This window comes from Bacteroidota bacterium (assembly GCA_021300195.1).
Classification (GTDB): domain Bacteria; phylum Bacteroidota; class Bacteroidia; order J057; family JAJTIE01; genus JAJTIE01.
Genome location: JAJTIE010000025.1, coordinates 61,390 through 75,998, shown reverse-complemented (window position 1 = coordinate 75,998; position 14,609 = coordinate 61,390). Strand labels below are relative to the sequence as shown.

The window sequence follows — 14,609 nt, the reverse complement described above, 5'->3', positions numbered from 1 at the left end:
CCGGTTGTAAGTATTAGCCCGCCTACAGGGAGCGTATTGGCGGCGGATTTCTTTTGCACTGTATGGTTACTCGTATGATTTAGCAGCGTACACGCTTGTGGACGGACTACCAGCCATACACGCCATCCCAGTGCCAGATCCCCTCCTCCTGGTAGGGTAGGCAGCGTGCCTTGAAGCTGATCCATTTTCCTTCCGAATTTTTTAGGCGAAGGTTGAAGTCTACTGCTTCCGATTTTCCCTTTGAGTCCTGGAGCTGCGCCCGGATGTTCTCTATTTCCGCTGGATGTAGCTCCAGTGCAAATGTGCCTGCTGTGGGGTTGTACAATTCCTCTTGCCTTAGGCCCAGCTTTATCCACAGCTGTCGTTTGCTCAGGGCCACGGTCTGTAGCTCCCCGCCCTGCTCTCGCAGGGTGAATACGATGCCGTGAATGCTTTCTACCAGCCTGGCCTGCTGCCGGTGGCCTGTTTCCAGGTCTTTTTGCATGCGGTTCATTTCCTCCTGGGTGGCCATTAGCACCTCCAGCTTTTGCTTTAGCTCTTCCTCACTGGCCGCCAGTTCCTCGGTTTTGCTTGTCATCTCCTGTTCATAGCGCTTTTGGTCTCGGATGTCCAGTAGAATTCCGTCCCAGATCATCCGGTTTGCATCACTTTCGTCTCCGTATGGCGTGCTTTCGGCCCGCAGGTACACCCAGTGCCCATCCCGGTGTTGCATCCGGCCCTCCCACACGAATTTAGTCTGCTGCCTAAGGCTTTCAAGCATTTTCCGGTCATGGTCGGCCACATCATCCGGGTGTATCTGCACAGTCTGGTTTTTTCCATAGTCTTCCAGCACTGTTTTTGCGGTGAAGCCTAGTATGTGCTCTACTTGCTTGCTCATGTACAGGAATCCCTGCCGCTGCTCTGCTATTTCCAGCTGAAAGCTGTACACAATGCCCGGCACATTCTGCATGGTTCTGTTCAGGCTCTCGCCTTGTCGCTTCATCTCCACCTCTATGCGTCGCATCTCCTCTTGGGTAGCCTGTAGTTCCTCCAGGTTTTGTCGCATTTCCTCCTCCTGCGCGGCCAGCTGCTGATAGGCTTCCTGGCTTTGCCGGTACAGGCGTTTCATTTTTTGTTGGTTCAGCTGGCTTTCCAGGCTCGCCCCCAGGTTTCGGCATAGCCGTTCCAGCAGTTCCAGCTGCCGTGCTTGCGGTGGCTGGATGCAGCATAGCTCGAGGATGCCTTTCAGGTCTTCGTTGTAGGTAATGGGGTACACAGCCAGCGACTGCGGTATGAGCTGCACGAGTGAACTGCCCTGCATGATAGGTGCGTGCTTGCCCAGGTTCTCCAGCACATAGGGTTTTCGGCTTTTTGCTACCTGGCCAATCATACCCTCGCCCAGCATGTAGCACTTTTTCTCTAGCCGATCGATGTTGCAGGCATAGCCTGCTGCTAGCTTTATTGTGGGTGTTTCGTTGTTTTCCTGCTCGTCTGGCACATACAGGGCTGCCTGCACAAGGGGAATCATTTTGCTTATCTCTAGCAGAATGGCCTCCATGTAGTCCCGTAGGCCTCTGTCAAAGTGGGTCCGCATTACCTCATCAAAGCGGCCCAGGCATTTGTCCAGCCATTGCTGGCTTTCGGTTTCCTGCTGCTGCAGCTTTAGGGCTTCTTTTGCCTCCTGCAGCTGTGCGGTCAGCGCCTCCACCTGCCTTTTCAGGGCCGATTCGTTTATGGGGCCTTCATGCCCGCCTACGGTGTACCTGGTGGCTAGCGATTCGGTCATGATGCTCGCAGTAGGTGTAAATTCGGTATAGGTGCTTCTTGTTGGCCTGGGTGGGAGGGTGCCCCAGTTTGTATCCGATGTGGCCTAGTCATTTTAGCGTAATGGTTATCTTCTGTTGGTTACGCAATTTTATCTCACATTCTCCGAAGTTTGGGGCGCTCAGGGTACCCCGGGCATTGTTGCTAAAACCATAGGGCTCTGTAGGGACACCAAAGAGGTTGGTGTCCAGTTCTCCATTCCCGTTCAGGTCCTGAAAGGCGGCCAGGGCGTAGCTGCCAGCTGGCAGGTTGGCGAAATGGTGCAGGGTTTGCTGTCCGCCACATGGCACCTTTGCTGTTCGATAGGCCTGTTTGGCCTCATCGGGCCATCCCTGGGCCGTGCTGAAGAGGGTGATGTAGAGGGTTCCGGCTGCCTGGCTGGTGCGAAAGTCTACATGCAGGCTGTATCCCTCGGCAGGCGGGGGTGGGGTTGGCTGCAGGGCTAGCAGGCAGTATAGTAGGCTGAGGACAATCATGCGGGTTGCAGTTTTAGGGTTTGCAGGTCTACGGGCAGCACACGGCTTATGCCGGTTTCCTCCATGGTTACTCCGTACATGATGTGGGTTTTTACCATGGTGCGCTTGTTGTGGGTTACGATGATAAACTGGCTTTCGCTGCTGAATTCCTGCATGATGTTGTTAAACTTGTCGATGTTGGCGTCGTCCAGCGGCGCATCCACTTCGTCGAATATACAGAAAGGTGCCGGTTTGATGAGGTAGATGGAGAAGAGCAGGGAGATGGCGGTGAGGGTTTTTTCGCCCCCACTCAGCTGGGTGATGGCACTGGGCCGCTTGCCCTTGGGGCGTGCCATCACCTCGATGGGCGACTCCAGGGGGTCATCGGGGTTGGCCAGCACAATGTCGCAGTCATCCTCTTGGGTAAAGAGGGTACGAAATACCCGCTGGAAGTGTGCGCGTATCTGGTCAAAGGCTTCCATAAACTGTGTGCAGGCGGTTTCATCTATTTCCGCTATGGTTTGCACCAGGTCTTGTTTGGCCTGTATCAGGTCGGCCTTCTGTTCGGTAATGAAGTCGTGCCGTTCCTTTATCTCGTTGTAGGCCTCGGGTGCGGTGGTGTTTACTTCGCCAAACTTTGCGTACTTCTCGCGTAGGCGTAGCACGGTTTTTTCCACTTCGTCTACGCTCAGCTCGGGCGTTGGGGTGCCGAATAGGGTTTCTATGTCCAGTTCCTCTATCGTTAGGTGCCACTCTACCTGCAGCCGCTCGCGCACACTGCTCTGCTGCAGGCGCAGTTCGTTCATTTGGTCTCGCAGGTCATTCCGCAGGGCCTGTATCTGCTGCTCTTTGCTGCGTGCTTCGCGTATGCCCTTGTCTACCTGCTGCAGGCTTGTTTTGGTATTGGCCAGCCGGTCTTCCAGGAAGGTCAGGTGCTCTTCCATTTGCTTCTTGGTGTCGTACAGGGCTACTATCTCGTCGTCATTGCTCAGGTTGTTGTCCACCAGGTCCTTCACCTGCGCACGGGCCTCGTCCAGGTTTTTCTTTAGCTGCTCCAGCTGGGTGTGCAGGTTTTTGCGTCGGTCCTGCTCCTGGTCCAGCTCTCTTTTCAGGTTGCCTAGCAGGTTTTCACTCTGGTGGTAGGCTATGTTTTGCTGGTTGTAGGTTTGGTTCAGTTCGGTATATTGGTCGTTTAGCCGCTGCCAGGCTTCGGCCATCTGGTTCTGGGTGCGGTATAGCTGGTCCACCTCGGCCTGTAGCTGTGCCAGTTGGGGTTCCCGGGCTTTCAGTTCGGCCTCCAGCTTTGCTATCTCCTGTTCTATCCCCTCTCTGCGTGCCCCGGTGCGCTCTATCAGGTTTCGGTACTCTTGCGCCTTGGTTTTTACTACTTCCAGTTGTTTTTGCTGGTCTACCAGGCTGCGCTGCTGCTGCTCCAGTTCTTTACCAGGCAGCTGGTTTTGCAGCTCGGCCAGCTGTGCCTTTCGCCCGGCTAGTTCGGCCTCCTCCTTTTCCAGCTTGGCGCTTAGTTTTTCTATTTCTTTATCCAGCTTTCCCAGGTTTTTTGCCCGTCCCAGGCGTTTGCCTTCGAAGAGCCCGATGGAGCCCCCTCCTACGCTGAACCGCTTGTTTATGGCAGCACCGGAGCTGCGGATGAGGGCTACGTGCTCGGGTATGTCTTCGCCACTCACCTCGCCGTCGTACAGATACACCCCCTCTAGCAGGTAGCGTGCCAGTTCTGCGTACTCTTCGCTGTACTCTACCAGTTCCAGCACCGGCTGGGCGGGTTTGCCATCTTTGGGCCGATAGGCGGGCTTGGCTTTGCGTGCCCGCATCTCCTGTTTTATTTCTTCCAGGATGAAGAAGTTGGCTCGCCCCTTGCTGCTGTCTTTCAGCATCGCCAGGGCCCGTAGGGCATCTGCCCGGCTGAAAACTACGTAGTAGTTCAGGTAGGGTTCCAGGTAGTTTTCCAGCGGTATCTTCAGCTGGTCGTCTGCGGCAAAGATGTCGCCTATTAGCGGGGCTTCGCGGGTTACGGGCACCTGCTGCTTCAGCCAGCGCACACTTTCGGGGAAACCGTCCAGGCTGTCTACCAGGCTCTTGGTCAGGTTGTATTCGTTCTGTTTGGCATCCAGGGTGCGACGCAGGCGTGCCAGCTGGTCGGCATGCTGTTCGTTCTCCTCTCGCAGCCGCTGTATGGCGGCTTCGGTTTCCAGTTTTCGTTTCTGCCCGGCTAGCACGGTCTGTTCCAGCTCGTCGGCTGCCCGCTGTAGGGTCTGGATCTTCTCCTGAAAGGCATCTATGTCCTGGCTGCGGCTCTCGGTATCTTCTTCGGTTTGCTTTAGCTGGCCCTGCAGGCTGCTGATCTGGTAGGTGCGCAGTTCGCGCTCGCGGATCTGCTGTTGCAGGCTCTGTTCCTGCTCCTTCAGCTGCTGGGCGTGGGCATCCAGCTCGGTCTTCTGTTGTTTGTTTTGTGCCTGTAGCTCGGCCACCTGCAGCTCCAGGGCTTTTGTTTCTCCGGCTCGGGTTTGTACTGTTTGGGCGGTTTGCTCCACCTCTTGCTCTAGCCGCTGGATGTTTTTGGTGTTGAAGTCAGCTTTCTGTTTGTTCTGCTCTATCTGGTGTTGCAGTTCTTCTTCGTTTTTTTGATAAAACTTCAGTCGTTCGCTGCGCACCTCTTTCTCCCGTTCCAGCTTTCGGATATGCTCTACATGCTGGTTGTACTTCTTCTGCTCTTTGTTTAGCACTTGTTCTTGCTGAATAATGTCTTTATTCAGCTCTTGCACGCGGGCCTCGTGCAGGTGTGCGCCAGACTGTGCCTGTGTAACGCCCTCTACCAGCTGCTCATCCTGCGCCTTCAGCTGCTCGTGCTGGTGCAGCAGGTTTTCCACCTTCAGGTAGGCCAGCTGGCTGCTGGCATGCCGATACTGGGCCTTCAGGTTCAGGTACTGTTCGGCCCGTTTGGCTTGCTTCTCCAGGCTTTTCAGGTTTTTATCTATCTCGAAGAGAATGTCTTCTACCCGCTCCAGGTTTTTTTCTACTTCATCCAGCTTGCCCAGGGTTTCTTTCTTGCGCAGCTTGTAGCGGCTTACGCCGGCTGCTTCTTCAAACAGCTGGCGGCGGGCATTGGCCTTGTCTTTAATCAGGTCTTCCACCATGCCCAGCTCGATGATGGCATAGCTGTCTGAGCCGATGCCCGTGTCCATGAAGAGATTGTGGATGTCCTTCAGCCGACAGGGAACCTGGTTGATGAGGTACTCACTGTCGCCATCCCGATACAGCTTGCGGGTTACGGTAACGGTGGTGTACTCTGTGGGCAGGATGTTTCGGGTGTTTTCAAAGGTGATGGCCACCTCGGCCACATTGGCCCGCTTGCGCTGCGAGGTACCGTTGAAGATCACGTCCTCCATCTTTTCACTGCGCAGGTTTCGGGTCTTCTGTTCGCCCAGCACCCAGCGGATGGCGTCTACCACATTGCTCTTGCCGCAGCCATTGGGCCCCACTATGCCGGTAATGCCTGCATCAAAGTTTAGTTTGATCGGATCGGCAAAGCTTTTGAAACCCTGTACTTCCAGCTTCGTTAGTCTCATATCGCACGCATTTTACCCATCATAACGGCCTGCAAAAGTAGACAATGGCAGTTATCCACAGGTCGGGGGCTTTGTTCTGCTTATGCACATTTTTTCACCACGCGGCTCATGCACGCTGTGCGCACGGGCCTGGCTGCGCACAGCCGATTGAGGCATTGGCATATTCCCTTATTCCCTTATTCCCTTATTCCCTTATTCCGTATTATTGTGCTGGATGGCGCTCCCTATTCATTTTCTGGGCACAAATGGCTGGTATTCGGACCATAAGGGCAATACCCTGAGTACCCTTATCCAGCTGCCGCAGGCGGACGTCATCCTGGATGCAGGCAATGGCCTCTACCGCGCGGCCAGGCTACTCCGCCCCGGGCTGCCCTGCTACCTGTTTCTCAGCCATTTTCACCTGGACCACACCAGTGGGCTACACTACCTGATGCTGCTACGCCCGGTGGAGCTACACATTTGCGGTTTTGTAGGTTTTCGGTCCTACTTTGATGCCCTGGTGCAGGCCCCCTACACCATCCCCTGGCAGCAGCTGCCCTATCCGGTGCACTTCCACGAGCTGGCCGATGGCACCCACGGCTTCCCTTGGGGGCGTGTGCAGGCCCTGCCCCTGGTGCACGCCGTGCGCTGCTATGGCTACCGCCTGGAGGCTGAGGGGTATGCACTGGCCTACTGCACCGATACCAGCCTGTGCGAGGCGGGCGTAGCCCTGGCCCGGCAGGCAGACATGCTGATAGCTGAGTGCAGCCTGAAGCCCGGGGTGCCCGACGGGGGCTGGGGACACATGAACCCCACCGATGCCGCCACCATGGCCATGCGGGCCAATGCCAGGCTGCTGATGCTAACACACTTTGCCGCCCACGACTACCCCGAGCTGGCCGACCGGCAGGCCGCGCTGGCCGACGCACAGAAAACTTTCTCCGCCACGCGAATAGCCCGCGAGGATGTGCCCTGGATGCTGGAATAAACGTACCTTTACCCCCTAAGAATAGAAAACTACCCATGAAACACCTGCTTGTATACCTGCTTGTATTAGCCATCCTGCCAGCCTGCGCACAGGACGGCACACAATCCACCTCTGCCAGCATGAATAAAGACACCGCCACCCCCCCATGGCCCGTAGACGAGGCCAAGATCAAGACCACCGACTCTGGCCTGCGCTACTATATCTACGAGAAAGGCAGCGGCCCCCTGGCACAGGTAGGAGACCGGGTAACGGCCCAGTACCACGGCCTGCTGAAGGACGGAACCAAGTTTGACAGCAGCTTCGACCGCGGACAGCCTTTTACCTTCCAGGTAGGTATGGGCCAGGTTATCAAGGGCTGGGATGAGGGCTTTCAGCTGCTGCCCGTGGGCACAAAGGCTGTGCTATTAATCCCTGCCGAACTGGGCTATGGTGCCCAGGGCGCCGGTGGCGTTATTCCCCCCAATGCCGAGCTGATCTTCCACGTACAGGTGGAAGACGTAAAGCCGGGCCCCAAGCCCATCGACTTCAAGGGCTATACCCTGAAAGAAGGCAAGCTACAAACCACCAAAAGTGGCCTGAAATACCAGATGGTAGAAGAAGGAAAGGGCGCACAGGCTGTGGCCGGAAAAACGGTAGAGGTGCACTACCACGGCACCCTGGAGGATGGTACCGTGTTCGACAGCAGCTTCAAGCGCGGCGAGCCCATCCAGTTTCCCCTGGGCCAGGGGCGCGTTATCCCAGGCTGGGAGGAAGGCATTGCCCTGCTCAAAGAGGGCGGCAAGGCCATCCTCATTATCCCGGCAAACCTGGCCTATGGCGAGCGCGGGGCCGGTGGGGTAATTCCCCCCAACGCTACCCTCCGCTTCGATGTGGAGCTGGTATCCGTTCGATAGCCTTTCTGTCGTTAGTACCCTATGTGGAAGCTACTGACCATAGGGCTGTGTATGTGCCTGGCAGGCCGGGCACAGGCCCAGCTCATCCTGGAGGAAGACCTGGAGCCGCGCACAGCGGGTACGGCCTTCGGGGCACATATACACTCCTATGGCATCGGTTTCGACTTCTATCACTTCAAGCAGTTGCAAGGCCGCTGGGAGGGCGTTCTGTTCCTGTCCACGGGTAATATCAAGGACCCCAAGGAGTCCAGAACCAAGAGCCTTTACAATGACCAGGGCGGACGCGACTTTATCTACGACAAGCGCAACTATGCCTACTACCTGGCCGGCACCTACGGCCTGCAGACCGAGCTGCTGAAGCTTAATCATTACAATAAACTCTCGCTGCGGGCAGGCCTGGGCCTAGGCCCCGTCTTCGGCATCCTGAAGCCCTACTACCTGGAGGTGGCTGTTCCGGTTAGCACGACACAGGCCGTGGTGGAGATAGACCAGTACGATTATCGGAAGTACAATTTCATCGATATTGTAGGCCGCGCAGATTACTTTGTGGGCCTGAACCGCACCCAGTTTGTGCCTGGGCTGCGCATAAAGGGGCATGCCCTACTCAGCCTGGCGGGCAGCACCCTGTATATACGCGGGGTGGACATGGGCTTTACCGCCGACCTCTACAGCCGTGCGCTGGACATCCTGCACCGCCAGTCCGACCGCTCGGCCTTCTTTTCCCTCTATCTGGGTTTTCTGATCGGCAACGCCTGGTAGCGCGGGGAGGAGGTACCCTGGGAGGGGCTAGCCGCATTGGGTCAGTCGTCCGGCCTGCCGGTTCAGCCCCCATTTTGCGCAGTTCAGCCGGAAGCGCTTGTGCCTCTGCTAGCAGCTGTTTACCTTTAGGCAAGCAACTTCCAGTACCCCGCATGCGCTTCTCTTCCATCCCCCTCCTGCTTACCCTGCTGCTGCTAGCGGCCCTGGCCACCCACGCCCAGCCCACCGTACAGTGGGACAAAACCCTGCGCGGACAGGTTGGTGGGGCAAGTATTCAACCTACTATAAGACAGACGATGGACGGGGGTCTCATTGTGGGGGGCAGTTCTGATGCGCAGGCAGGTAACCTGAAAAGTGAAGACAGCCGTTCGTTTGGTAATTACGATTTCTGGGTGATTAAACTAGATGTGAACAGGGACAAAGAGTGGGATAAAACATTGGGGGGAATTGGACATGATAATCTCAGTTGCCTGCAGCAGACCGCCGACGGCGGCTACATCCTGGCAGGCCAATCCGGGTCTGATATAGGTTTTGAAAAAAGCGAAAATAACCGGGGCGCTGGAGACTACTGGGTGGTAAAGCTGGATGAAAATGGAAACAGGAAGTGGGACAAAACCTTCGGAGGAAACAAGGACGATTTGCTAACTTCTGTGCAGCAGACTGCTGATGGCGGGTATATCCTGGGGGGATATTCTATTTCCGATGCAGATATAGCCGGCGGGAAAAGCGAAAATAGCCGGGGCGATTTCGACTACTGGGTGCTAAAACTGGACGCGAATGGAAACATGCAGTGGGACAAAACCCTGGGCGGAAGCGGCGCTGATCGGCTCAGTTCCCTACAACAGACCAATGACGGCGGTTATATCCTGGGGGGATACTCCTCTTCTAATGCAGACAATGAAAAAAGTGAGAACAGCAGAGGCAGTGGTGACTTCTGGATAGTCAAGCTGGATGGGAACGGAAATAGGCAGTGGGACAAAACCCTGGGCGGTGCTGCGGGAGACTTTCTTATGGCCCTGCGGCAGACGGCCGACGGCGGCTATATAGTGGGAGGGCAATCCTGGTCTGAGGCGGGCTACGAGAAGAGCGAAAGCCCACGCGGAGGGATAGGCGATAACGACTGGTGGATCGTCAAGCTGGACGCAAATGGAAGCAAACAATGGGACAGAACCCTGGGTGGATATAACGCTGAGGGTTTTAGTGCCTTACAGCAAACAGCCGACGGCGGCTACCTATTGGGTGGTTCTTCGATGTCTAGTGCCGGTGGAGACAAGCGGGAAGATAGACGTGGCGGTACAGATTATTGGGTAGTGAGGCTAGACGCAGACGGAATAAAGCTATGGGATAAAACGATAGGTGGCACTGATGAGGATAAGCTGTCCTTCCTACAGCAGACATCCGACGGCGGCTACATCCTGGCAGGTGAATCCGGGTCTGATATAGGTTTTGAAAAAAGCGAAAAAAGTTGGGGAGTGTTTGCCTCGGACTACTGGATCGTCAAGCTATGCGACACCCCCCCCAAGCCCGAGCTAGGCCCCGACCGCCCCTGGTGCCGCTGGACAGACCAGAACGCCAACGACCCCGCCTATCCCCCCGCTGCCAATAACCCTGTGCTGACCGGGCCCGCAGGTAGCCTGCTTGCTTACAGGTGGTGGCGGAATGGCAGCGAGCTGACCAGCCAAACGAATCGCACCCTGCCAATCGATAAGCCCGGCGAGTATGTACTCGAAGTAAAAAACGGCTGCGGCAACACCGCCCGCGACACCGTCATCCTCACCCGCTATGACGAGGTGCAGCCCTTCAGCCTCACCAGCACCAGCGAGCCCCGCCTCTGCCCCGGCGAGACCCAAACCTGGGTAGGCCCCAGCGGCGACTTTGCCTACACTTGGGAGTGGGCCCGAGACCCCGACTTTAGCCAGGTGATCGCCACCACCCGGCAGATTGCCCTCACCCAGCCCGGCACCTATCGACTGACGGCCATCGACAGCTGCGGCAACTATTACCGCGACTCAGTTGTCATCACCCAGCAGGCAGATCCCAGCACCCTGAGCCTCAACCTGCCGCCCCTATACGACCGCTGCCTGCAGGCCAGTAGCCCCCTACAGCTGCCCGCCGACCTCGGCCTGGCCTACCGCTGGACCAGCGAAGACGGCAGCCTGCTGAGCGAGGAACCTGTGTTTCTACCCCCGAGCGGCCAGGGCGGCACCCTCACCCTCCAGATAAGCGACCGATGCGGCCGCAGCGCCACCGCCAAGGTAGAAGTCATCGACCCCGAGGCCTCGGCCGTACATCGCTGGGGCACCGCCTTCAGCCCCAATGCCGACGGCCTGCACGACACCTACCCGCCCGCCAGCTACCTGGACGGTGCCTACCGCCTGCAGGTCTTCAACCGCTGGGGCCAGCTGGTGTACACGGGCAGCCAGCCCTGGCGTGGCACGGACGGCAATACCGATGCCCCCGAGGGCAGCTACGTGGTGCACATCCAGGTGCCCGACTGCCAGGGTGGCACGCGCGAGCTGATCCGTACGGTAACGGTGATCCGGTAGGGGGGCGGGGCCCGCTTCTCGCCCCGGTGGCTAAGCTAGACTGTAGAACCAGATTATAGAAACCGGGCACGCCCACCCGCCCGCTATTTGTGGGGTTCGCGGCTTACGCTTCCTTAAGGTGCCTGCGGAGTATCTTGCCAATGTTGGTTTTGGGTAGCTCCGTGCGAAACTCTACATACTTCGGGCACTTATAGCCAGCCAGCACCTCTTTGGCATAGGCTTTTACCGCTTCCTCGGTTAGTGTGCTGCCCGGCTTTTTCACTACATAGGCCTTTACGGTCTCGGTACTCTCGGGGTCGGGTACGCCTATCACGCCGCACTCCAGGATATCCGGGTGTCCTGCCAGGGCTTCTTCCACCTCATTGGGGTATACATTGAAGCCGCTTACCAGGATCATATCCTTGATCCGGTCTACAATACGGAAATAGCCGTCGGGGTCCATGGTGGCTACATCGCCGGTGCGCAGCCATCCGTCCTTCAGCACGAGGGCGGTTTCATCGGGGCGGTTCCAGTAGCCCTTCATTACCTGCGGCCCCATGATGCATAGTTCGCCCCGCTCGCCCGGCGCCACCTCATTGCCTGCCTCGTCTACCAGCTTAATGTCTGTGCTGGGAAAAGCCAGGCCGATGGTGCCTATGCGGTTTTCGCCCACCAGGGGATTGCAGTGTGTAACTGGGCTACATTCGGTTAGGCCGAAGCCCTCGTGGATCTGCACGCCGGTTAGTTCCTTCCAGCGCTCCGCTATGGGCCGCTGTAGGGCCATGCCGCCTGCTACCACCACTTTCAGGGCTTTCAGGTCTAGCTGGCGGAATGGCGCGTAATTCAGCAGACCGTTAAACAGGGTGTTTACCCCCGTCAGCACCGTAAAGGGGTGTTTCTTCATCTCCCGGGTAAAGGCCTTCAGGTCACGCGGGTTGGTTATCAGCACATTCAGCCCGCCGTAGTGGATAAAGGTCATGCAGTTTACCACCAGCGAAAACACGTGGTATAGGGGTAGGGGGGTCATGATTGTTTCGGCACCCTCCTTTAGCAGGGGGGCCATCCAGGCGCAGTTTTGCAGGGTGTTGGCCACCAGGTTTCGGTGGGTGAGCATGGCCCCCTTGGCTACGCCAGTGGTGCCCCCCGTGTACTGCAGGATGGCTACGTCATCCCGCTGCCACACATGGTCGCTCAGCCTGGCCTTGGCTCCCAGCTTTAGGGTGCTTCTATACCACACCGCATCGGGCAGCTGGTAGTCGGGGATCATTTTCTTGATCTTTTTCAGCACAAACTGAATGATCTGCCGCTTTGGGTTGGGCTGATAATCGCCTACCTGGGTCAGGATGACGTGCTTGATCTCGGTATGGGGCAGAATTTCTTCCAGCTTGTGGGCAAAGAAGTCCAGGATGACGATTGCCTTTACCCCGGCATCGGCAAACTGGTGCTGCATTTCGCGCTCGGTATACAGGGGGTTGGTATTTACCAGGATAAGCCCGGCCCGCATGGCACCAAACATAATGACAGGATATTGCAGCAGGTTGGGCATCTGCAGGGCTATTCGGTCGCCCGGCTTCAGGCTGGTGTGCTGCTGCAGGTAGGCGGCAAACTTGCGGCTCTCCTGCTCCAGCTGGCGGTAGCTAAGGGTACGGCCCATGTGGGTAAAGGCAGGCCGGTCGGCAAACTTCTCGCAGCTTTTCAGGAAAAAATCCACCACCGAGGCGTACCGGTTGGGGTCTATGTCTCGTGCTACGCCTTTCGGGTATTGTGCTTGCCAGATGCGTTCCATGCTATTCAGGATTGTGTTTTTTCTGGTTCGATTTTTGGGTGCGGTAGGTACCGGGCAGTCAGGCTACAGCAATCAGCCTGTAGCCTGCTAACCCATCCGGCCCGCGTTCACCATATTAGCGATTATTCTGTTTTTTGCAAGCACGCTTCTGCATTTTTTGCCAATTTTCCTTCCTTTCGGGCGCGTAACACCCCCAAAAAAAGCAAGCCCAACAGTTCATCCTGTCGGGCTTGCCTTTTGTCCCAGCGTGGTGGGTTCGGGTACGGAGCGGTAAATTCTAGAAGCGGGCAATGTAGGCCAGCCCCGCCGTTAGGCCGCGTGTAAGGCCGTCAGGCCGCTCCTCGCGCACAACTAGCGGGCCTGCTACCGATAGCTCCAGCCCATGGCGAGGCACCCAGAAGTAGTCGGCAATCAGGTTGATGTTCAGGGTGAGTCCGTCGGAGCCTTTTATATCCTGCCGCTTGCCCAGTGCGTCTTCAAAGGTGTCTTCGCCCAGGTGATAGATGGCCAGCAGATTGGGCCGCACAGTCAGTCGCCTGTCGTCCGTCTGATAGTTGTAGGTAACGCGTAGCAGGGCATCGGGCCGGCGCTCAAAGAGGTTGGTAGAGGGGAATACATCCGTGCCAGACTGTTCGGCAAAGAAGGAGTTCCGATTGCTTTGTACCACAGGTAGCTGCACGGCAGCATCCAGCGTCCAGCTCTCTATGGTTGCGTTTAGCCCGGCTATGGCATCCACCGTGCCCAGGCTACTCTGGTACACCATGGGCAGGGGGTTCTGGTTTATCTTGAGGTTGCCCAGGTTGGTCGGTACTTTTACACCCAGCAGGGCGTTCCACATCACTTTTTTGGGCACACTCGGGTGCGAGAGTGTGTAAAAGCCCGTTCCATACACATCGCCAAAGTGGCCCCGGGTGCCAAAGTTGCCCCAGGCTGTGGAGAAGGTGGTCTTTACACTGGCGGCCCAGCGCGCACCAAACTGGCGGCGATAGGTGATGTACTGGGTATTTACCTGCACGTCCTCTTCGGCCACGGCATACACGTTGCCAATTTCCAGGCGGTTGTGCAGCGAGTCGATGCTTTGGCCATGGCTACCGGTTATGGTACAGAAACCGGCATCGCTACAGCCCTGTGCCTTGGCCAGTGTGGGCATCAGCACGGCTACTAGCAGCAGATATACGCCTATGGTGTGTAGGCGGAATGTTGGAGAATAAATGGGCATGATACTAGATGCAATAAGGTTAATTAAGCGGGGCTACAGCAAATGTGACACTGAAGGCCTGGCAGTAGACCAATACGAAGGGGTAGGTGCTAGGGTCTCTTCCTTCGGGCACGGTGTAGGCCAGCTCGGTCTGCCCATTGGAAAACCTGCCTACATTGATAATATCCTGCGGGCTGGTGCCACGAGACAGATACACCCGCAGGTCGGGCCCGTTGGATACGTTCAGGTTGGTAAACCGAAGCTTGTATACCCCTTCATCCAGCAGCAGCTCGGCAGTGCCACTGGCCCTGTAGCCGTTGCGTCCCTCCAGTTGTCCTGTTTTGCTCAGCTGTGCCTCGGTGCTTACGGTTACATTTCTTCCTGGCGGGTTACGGGTTAGCTCACCCTCTTTTTCACATCCACCCAGCAGCAGTGCCACCAGGAGCAGGCAGGCTGGTATCAGTCCGTTTTTCATCTTCTTCATTTTTTAATTAAGAGCCACAAAGTAACTATTAAAATTGTTTCCATAGAAACTAAATTAGGTTTTTTCTGCACCGCAGCCACGCTAGCCACACAACTGTGGGCCCGTTGGCATGCCGGGGTGTTGGCTGCTTCAGGTTCCGGATGGGGAGGGGT

The 14,609-nt window shown here is 56.8% G+C and carries 10 protein-coding genes; 4 read left to right on the top strand and 6 right to left on the bottom strand.

Annotated features, from left to right (window positions below):
- Window positions 1–106 precede the first annotated feature (106 nt).
- From LW884_06580 to smc, 3 genes are all read right to left on the bottom strand, one after another.
- Entirely contained in the window at window positions 107–1,765 is a 1,659-nt protein-coding gene (locus LW884_06580) for a PAS domain-containing protein (protein MCE3007995.1), read from the bottom strand.
- 88 nt (window positions 1,766–1,853) lie between these two features.
- Entirely contained in the window at window positions 1,854–2,279 is a 426-nt protein-coding gene (locus LW884_06575) for a DUF2141 domain-containing protein (GenBank protein ID MCE3007994.1), read from the bottom strand.
- Window positions 2,276–5,845 carry a chromosome segregation protein SMC gene (gene smc, locus LW884_06570; GenBank protein ID MCE3007993.1) on the bottom strand — a complete coding sequence of 1,190 codons (3,570 nt, stop codon included), beginning with the start codon at window positions 5,843–5,845 and terminating at the stop codon, window positions 2,276–2,278. Before smc ends, LW884_06575 begins: the two co-directional genes overlap by 4 nt.
- Before the next feature lie 214 nt (window positions 5,846–6,059).
- Between smc and LW884_06565 the strand changes: the two genes are divergently transcribed.
- The 4 genes from LW884_06565 to LW884_06550 all read left to right on the top strand — a co-directional run bounded on the left by LW884_06565 (window position 6,060) and on the right by LW884_06550 (window position 11,010).
- Window positions 6,060–6,812 (top strand): ribonuclease Z, encoded by a 753-nt coding sequence (locus LW884_06565; GenBank protein MCE3007992.1) that lies wholly within the window; start codon window positions 6,060–6,062, stop codon window positions 6,810–6,812.
- 35 nt (window positions 6,813–6,847) lie between these two features.
- The gene (locus LW884_06560; GenBank protein ID MCE3007991.1) at window positions 6,848–7,705 is read left to right on the top strand and encodes an FKBP-type peptidyl-prolyl cis-trans isomerase; all 858 of its coding nucleotides are present in this window, start codon (window positions 6,848–6,850) and stop codon (window positions 7,703–7,705) included.
- A gap of 21 nt (window positions 7,706–7,726) precedes the next feature.
- Window positions 7,727–8,464 (top strand): hypothetical protein, encoded by a 738-nt coding sequence (locus tag LW884_06555; GenBank protein MCE3007990.1) that lies wholly within the window; start codon window positions 7,727–7,729, stop codon window positions 8,462–8,464.
- A 152-nt stretch (window positions 8,465–8,616) separates the two neighbouring features.
- Window positions 8,617–11,010, top strand: a complete 2,394-nt coding sequence (locus tag LW884_06550) for a gliding motility-associated C-terminal domain-containing protein (GenBank protein MCE3007989.1) — start codon at window positions 8,617–8,619, stop codon at window positions 11,008–11,010.
- Window positions 11,011–11,113: 103 nt separating this feature from the next.
- Here LW884_06550 and LW884_06545 read toward each other — a convergent pair whose 3' ends face one another.
- The 3 genes from LW884_06545 to LW884_06535 all read right to left on the bottom strand — a co-directional run bounded on the left by LW884_06545 (window position 11,114) and on the right by LW884_06535 (window position 14,457).
- Window positions 11,114–12,775: an AMP-binding protein gene (locus LW884_06545; GenBank protein ID MCE3007988.1), complete on the bottom strand. Its 1,662-nt coding sequence runs from the start codon at window positions 12,773–12,775 to the stop codon at window positions 11,114–11,116.
- A gap of 277 nt (window positions 12,776–13,052) precedes the next feature.
- The gene (locus LW884_06540; protein MCE3007987.1) at window positions 13,053–13,994 is read right to left on the bottom strand and encodes a hypothetical protein; all 942 of its coding nucleotides are present in this window, start codon (window positions 13,992–13,994) and stop codon (window positions 13,053–13,055) included.
- A 19-nt stretch (window positions 13,995–14,013) separates the two neighbouring features.
- On the bottom strand, window positions 14,014–14,457 hold the full coding sequence (locus LW884_06535) for a DM13 domain-containing protein (GenBank protein MCE3007986.1): 444 nt from the start codon (window positions 14,455–14,457) through the stop codon (window positions 14,014–14,016).
- Window positions 14,458–14,609: the final 152 nt, after the last annotated feature.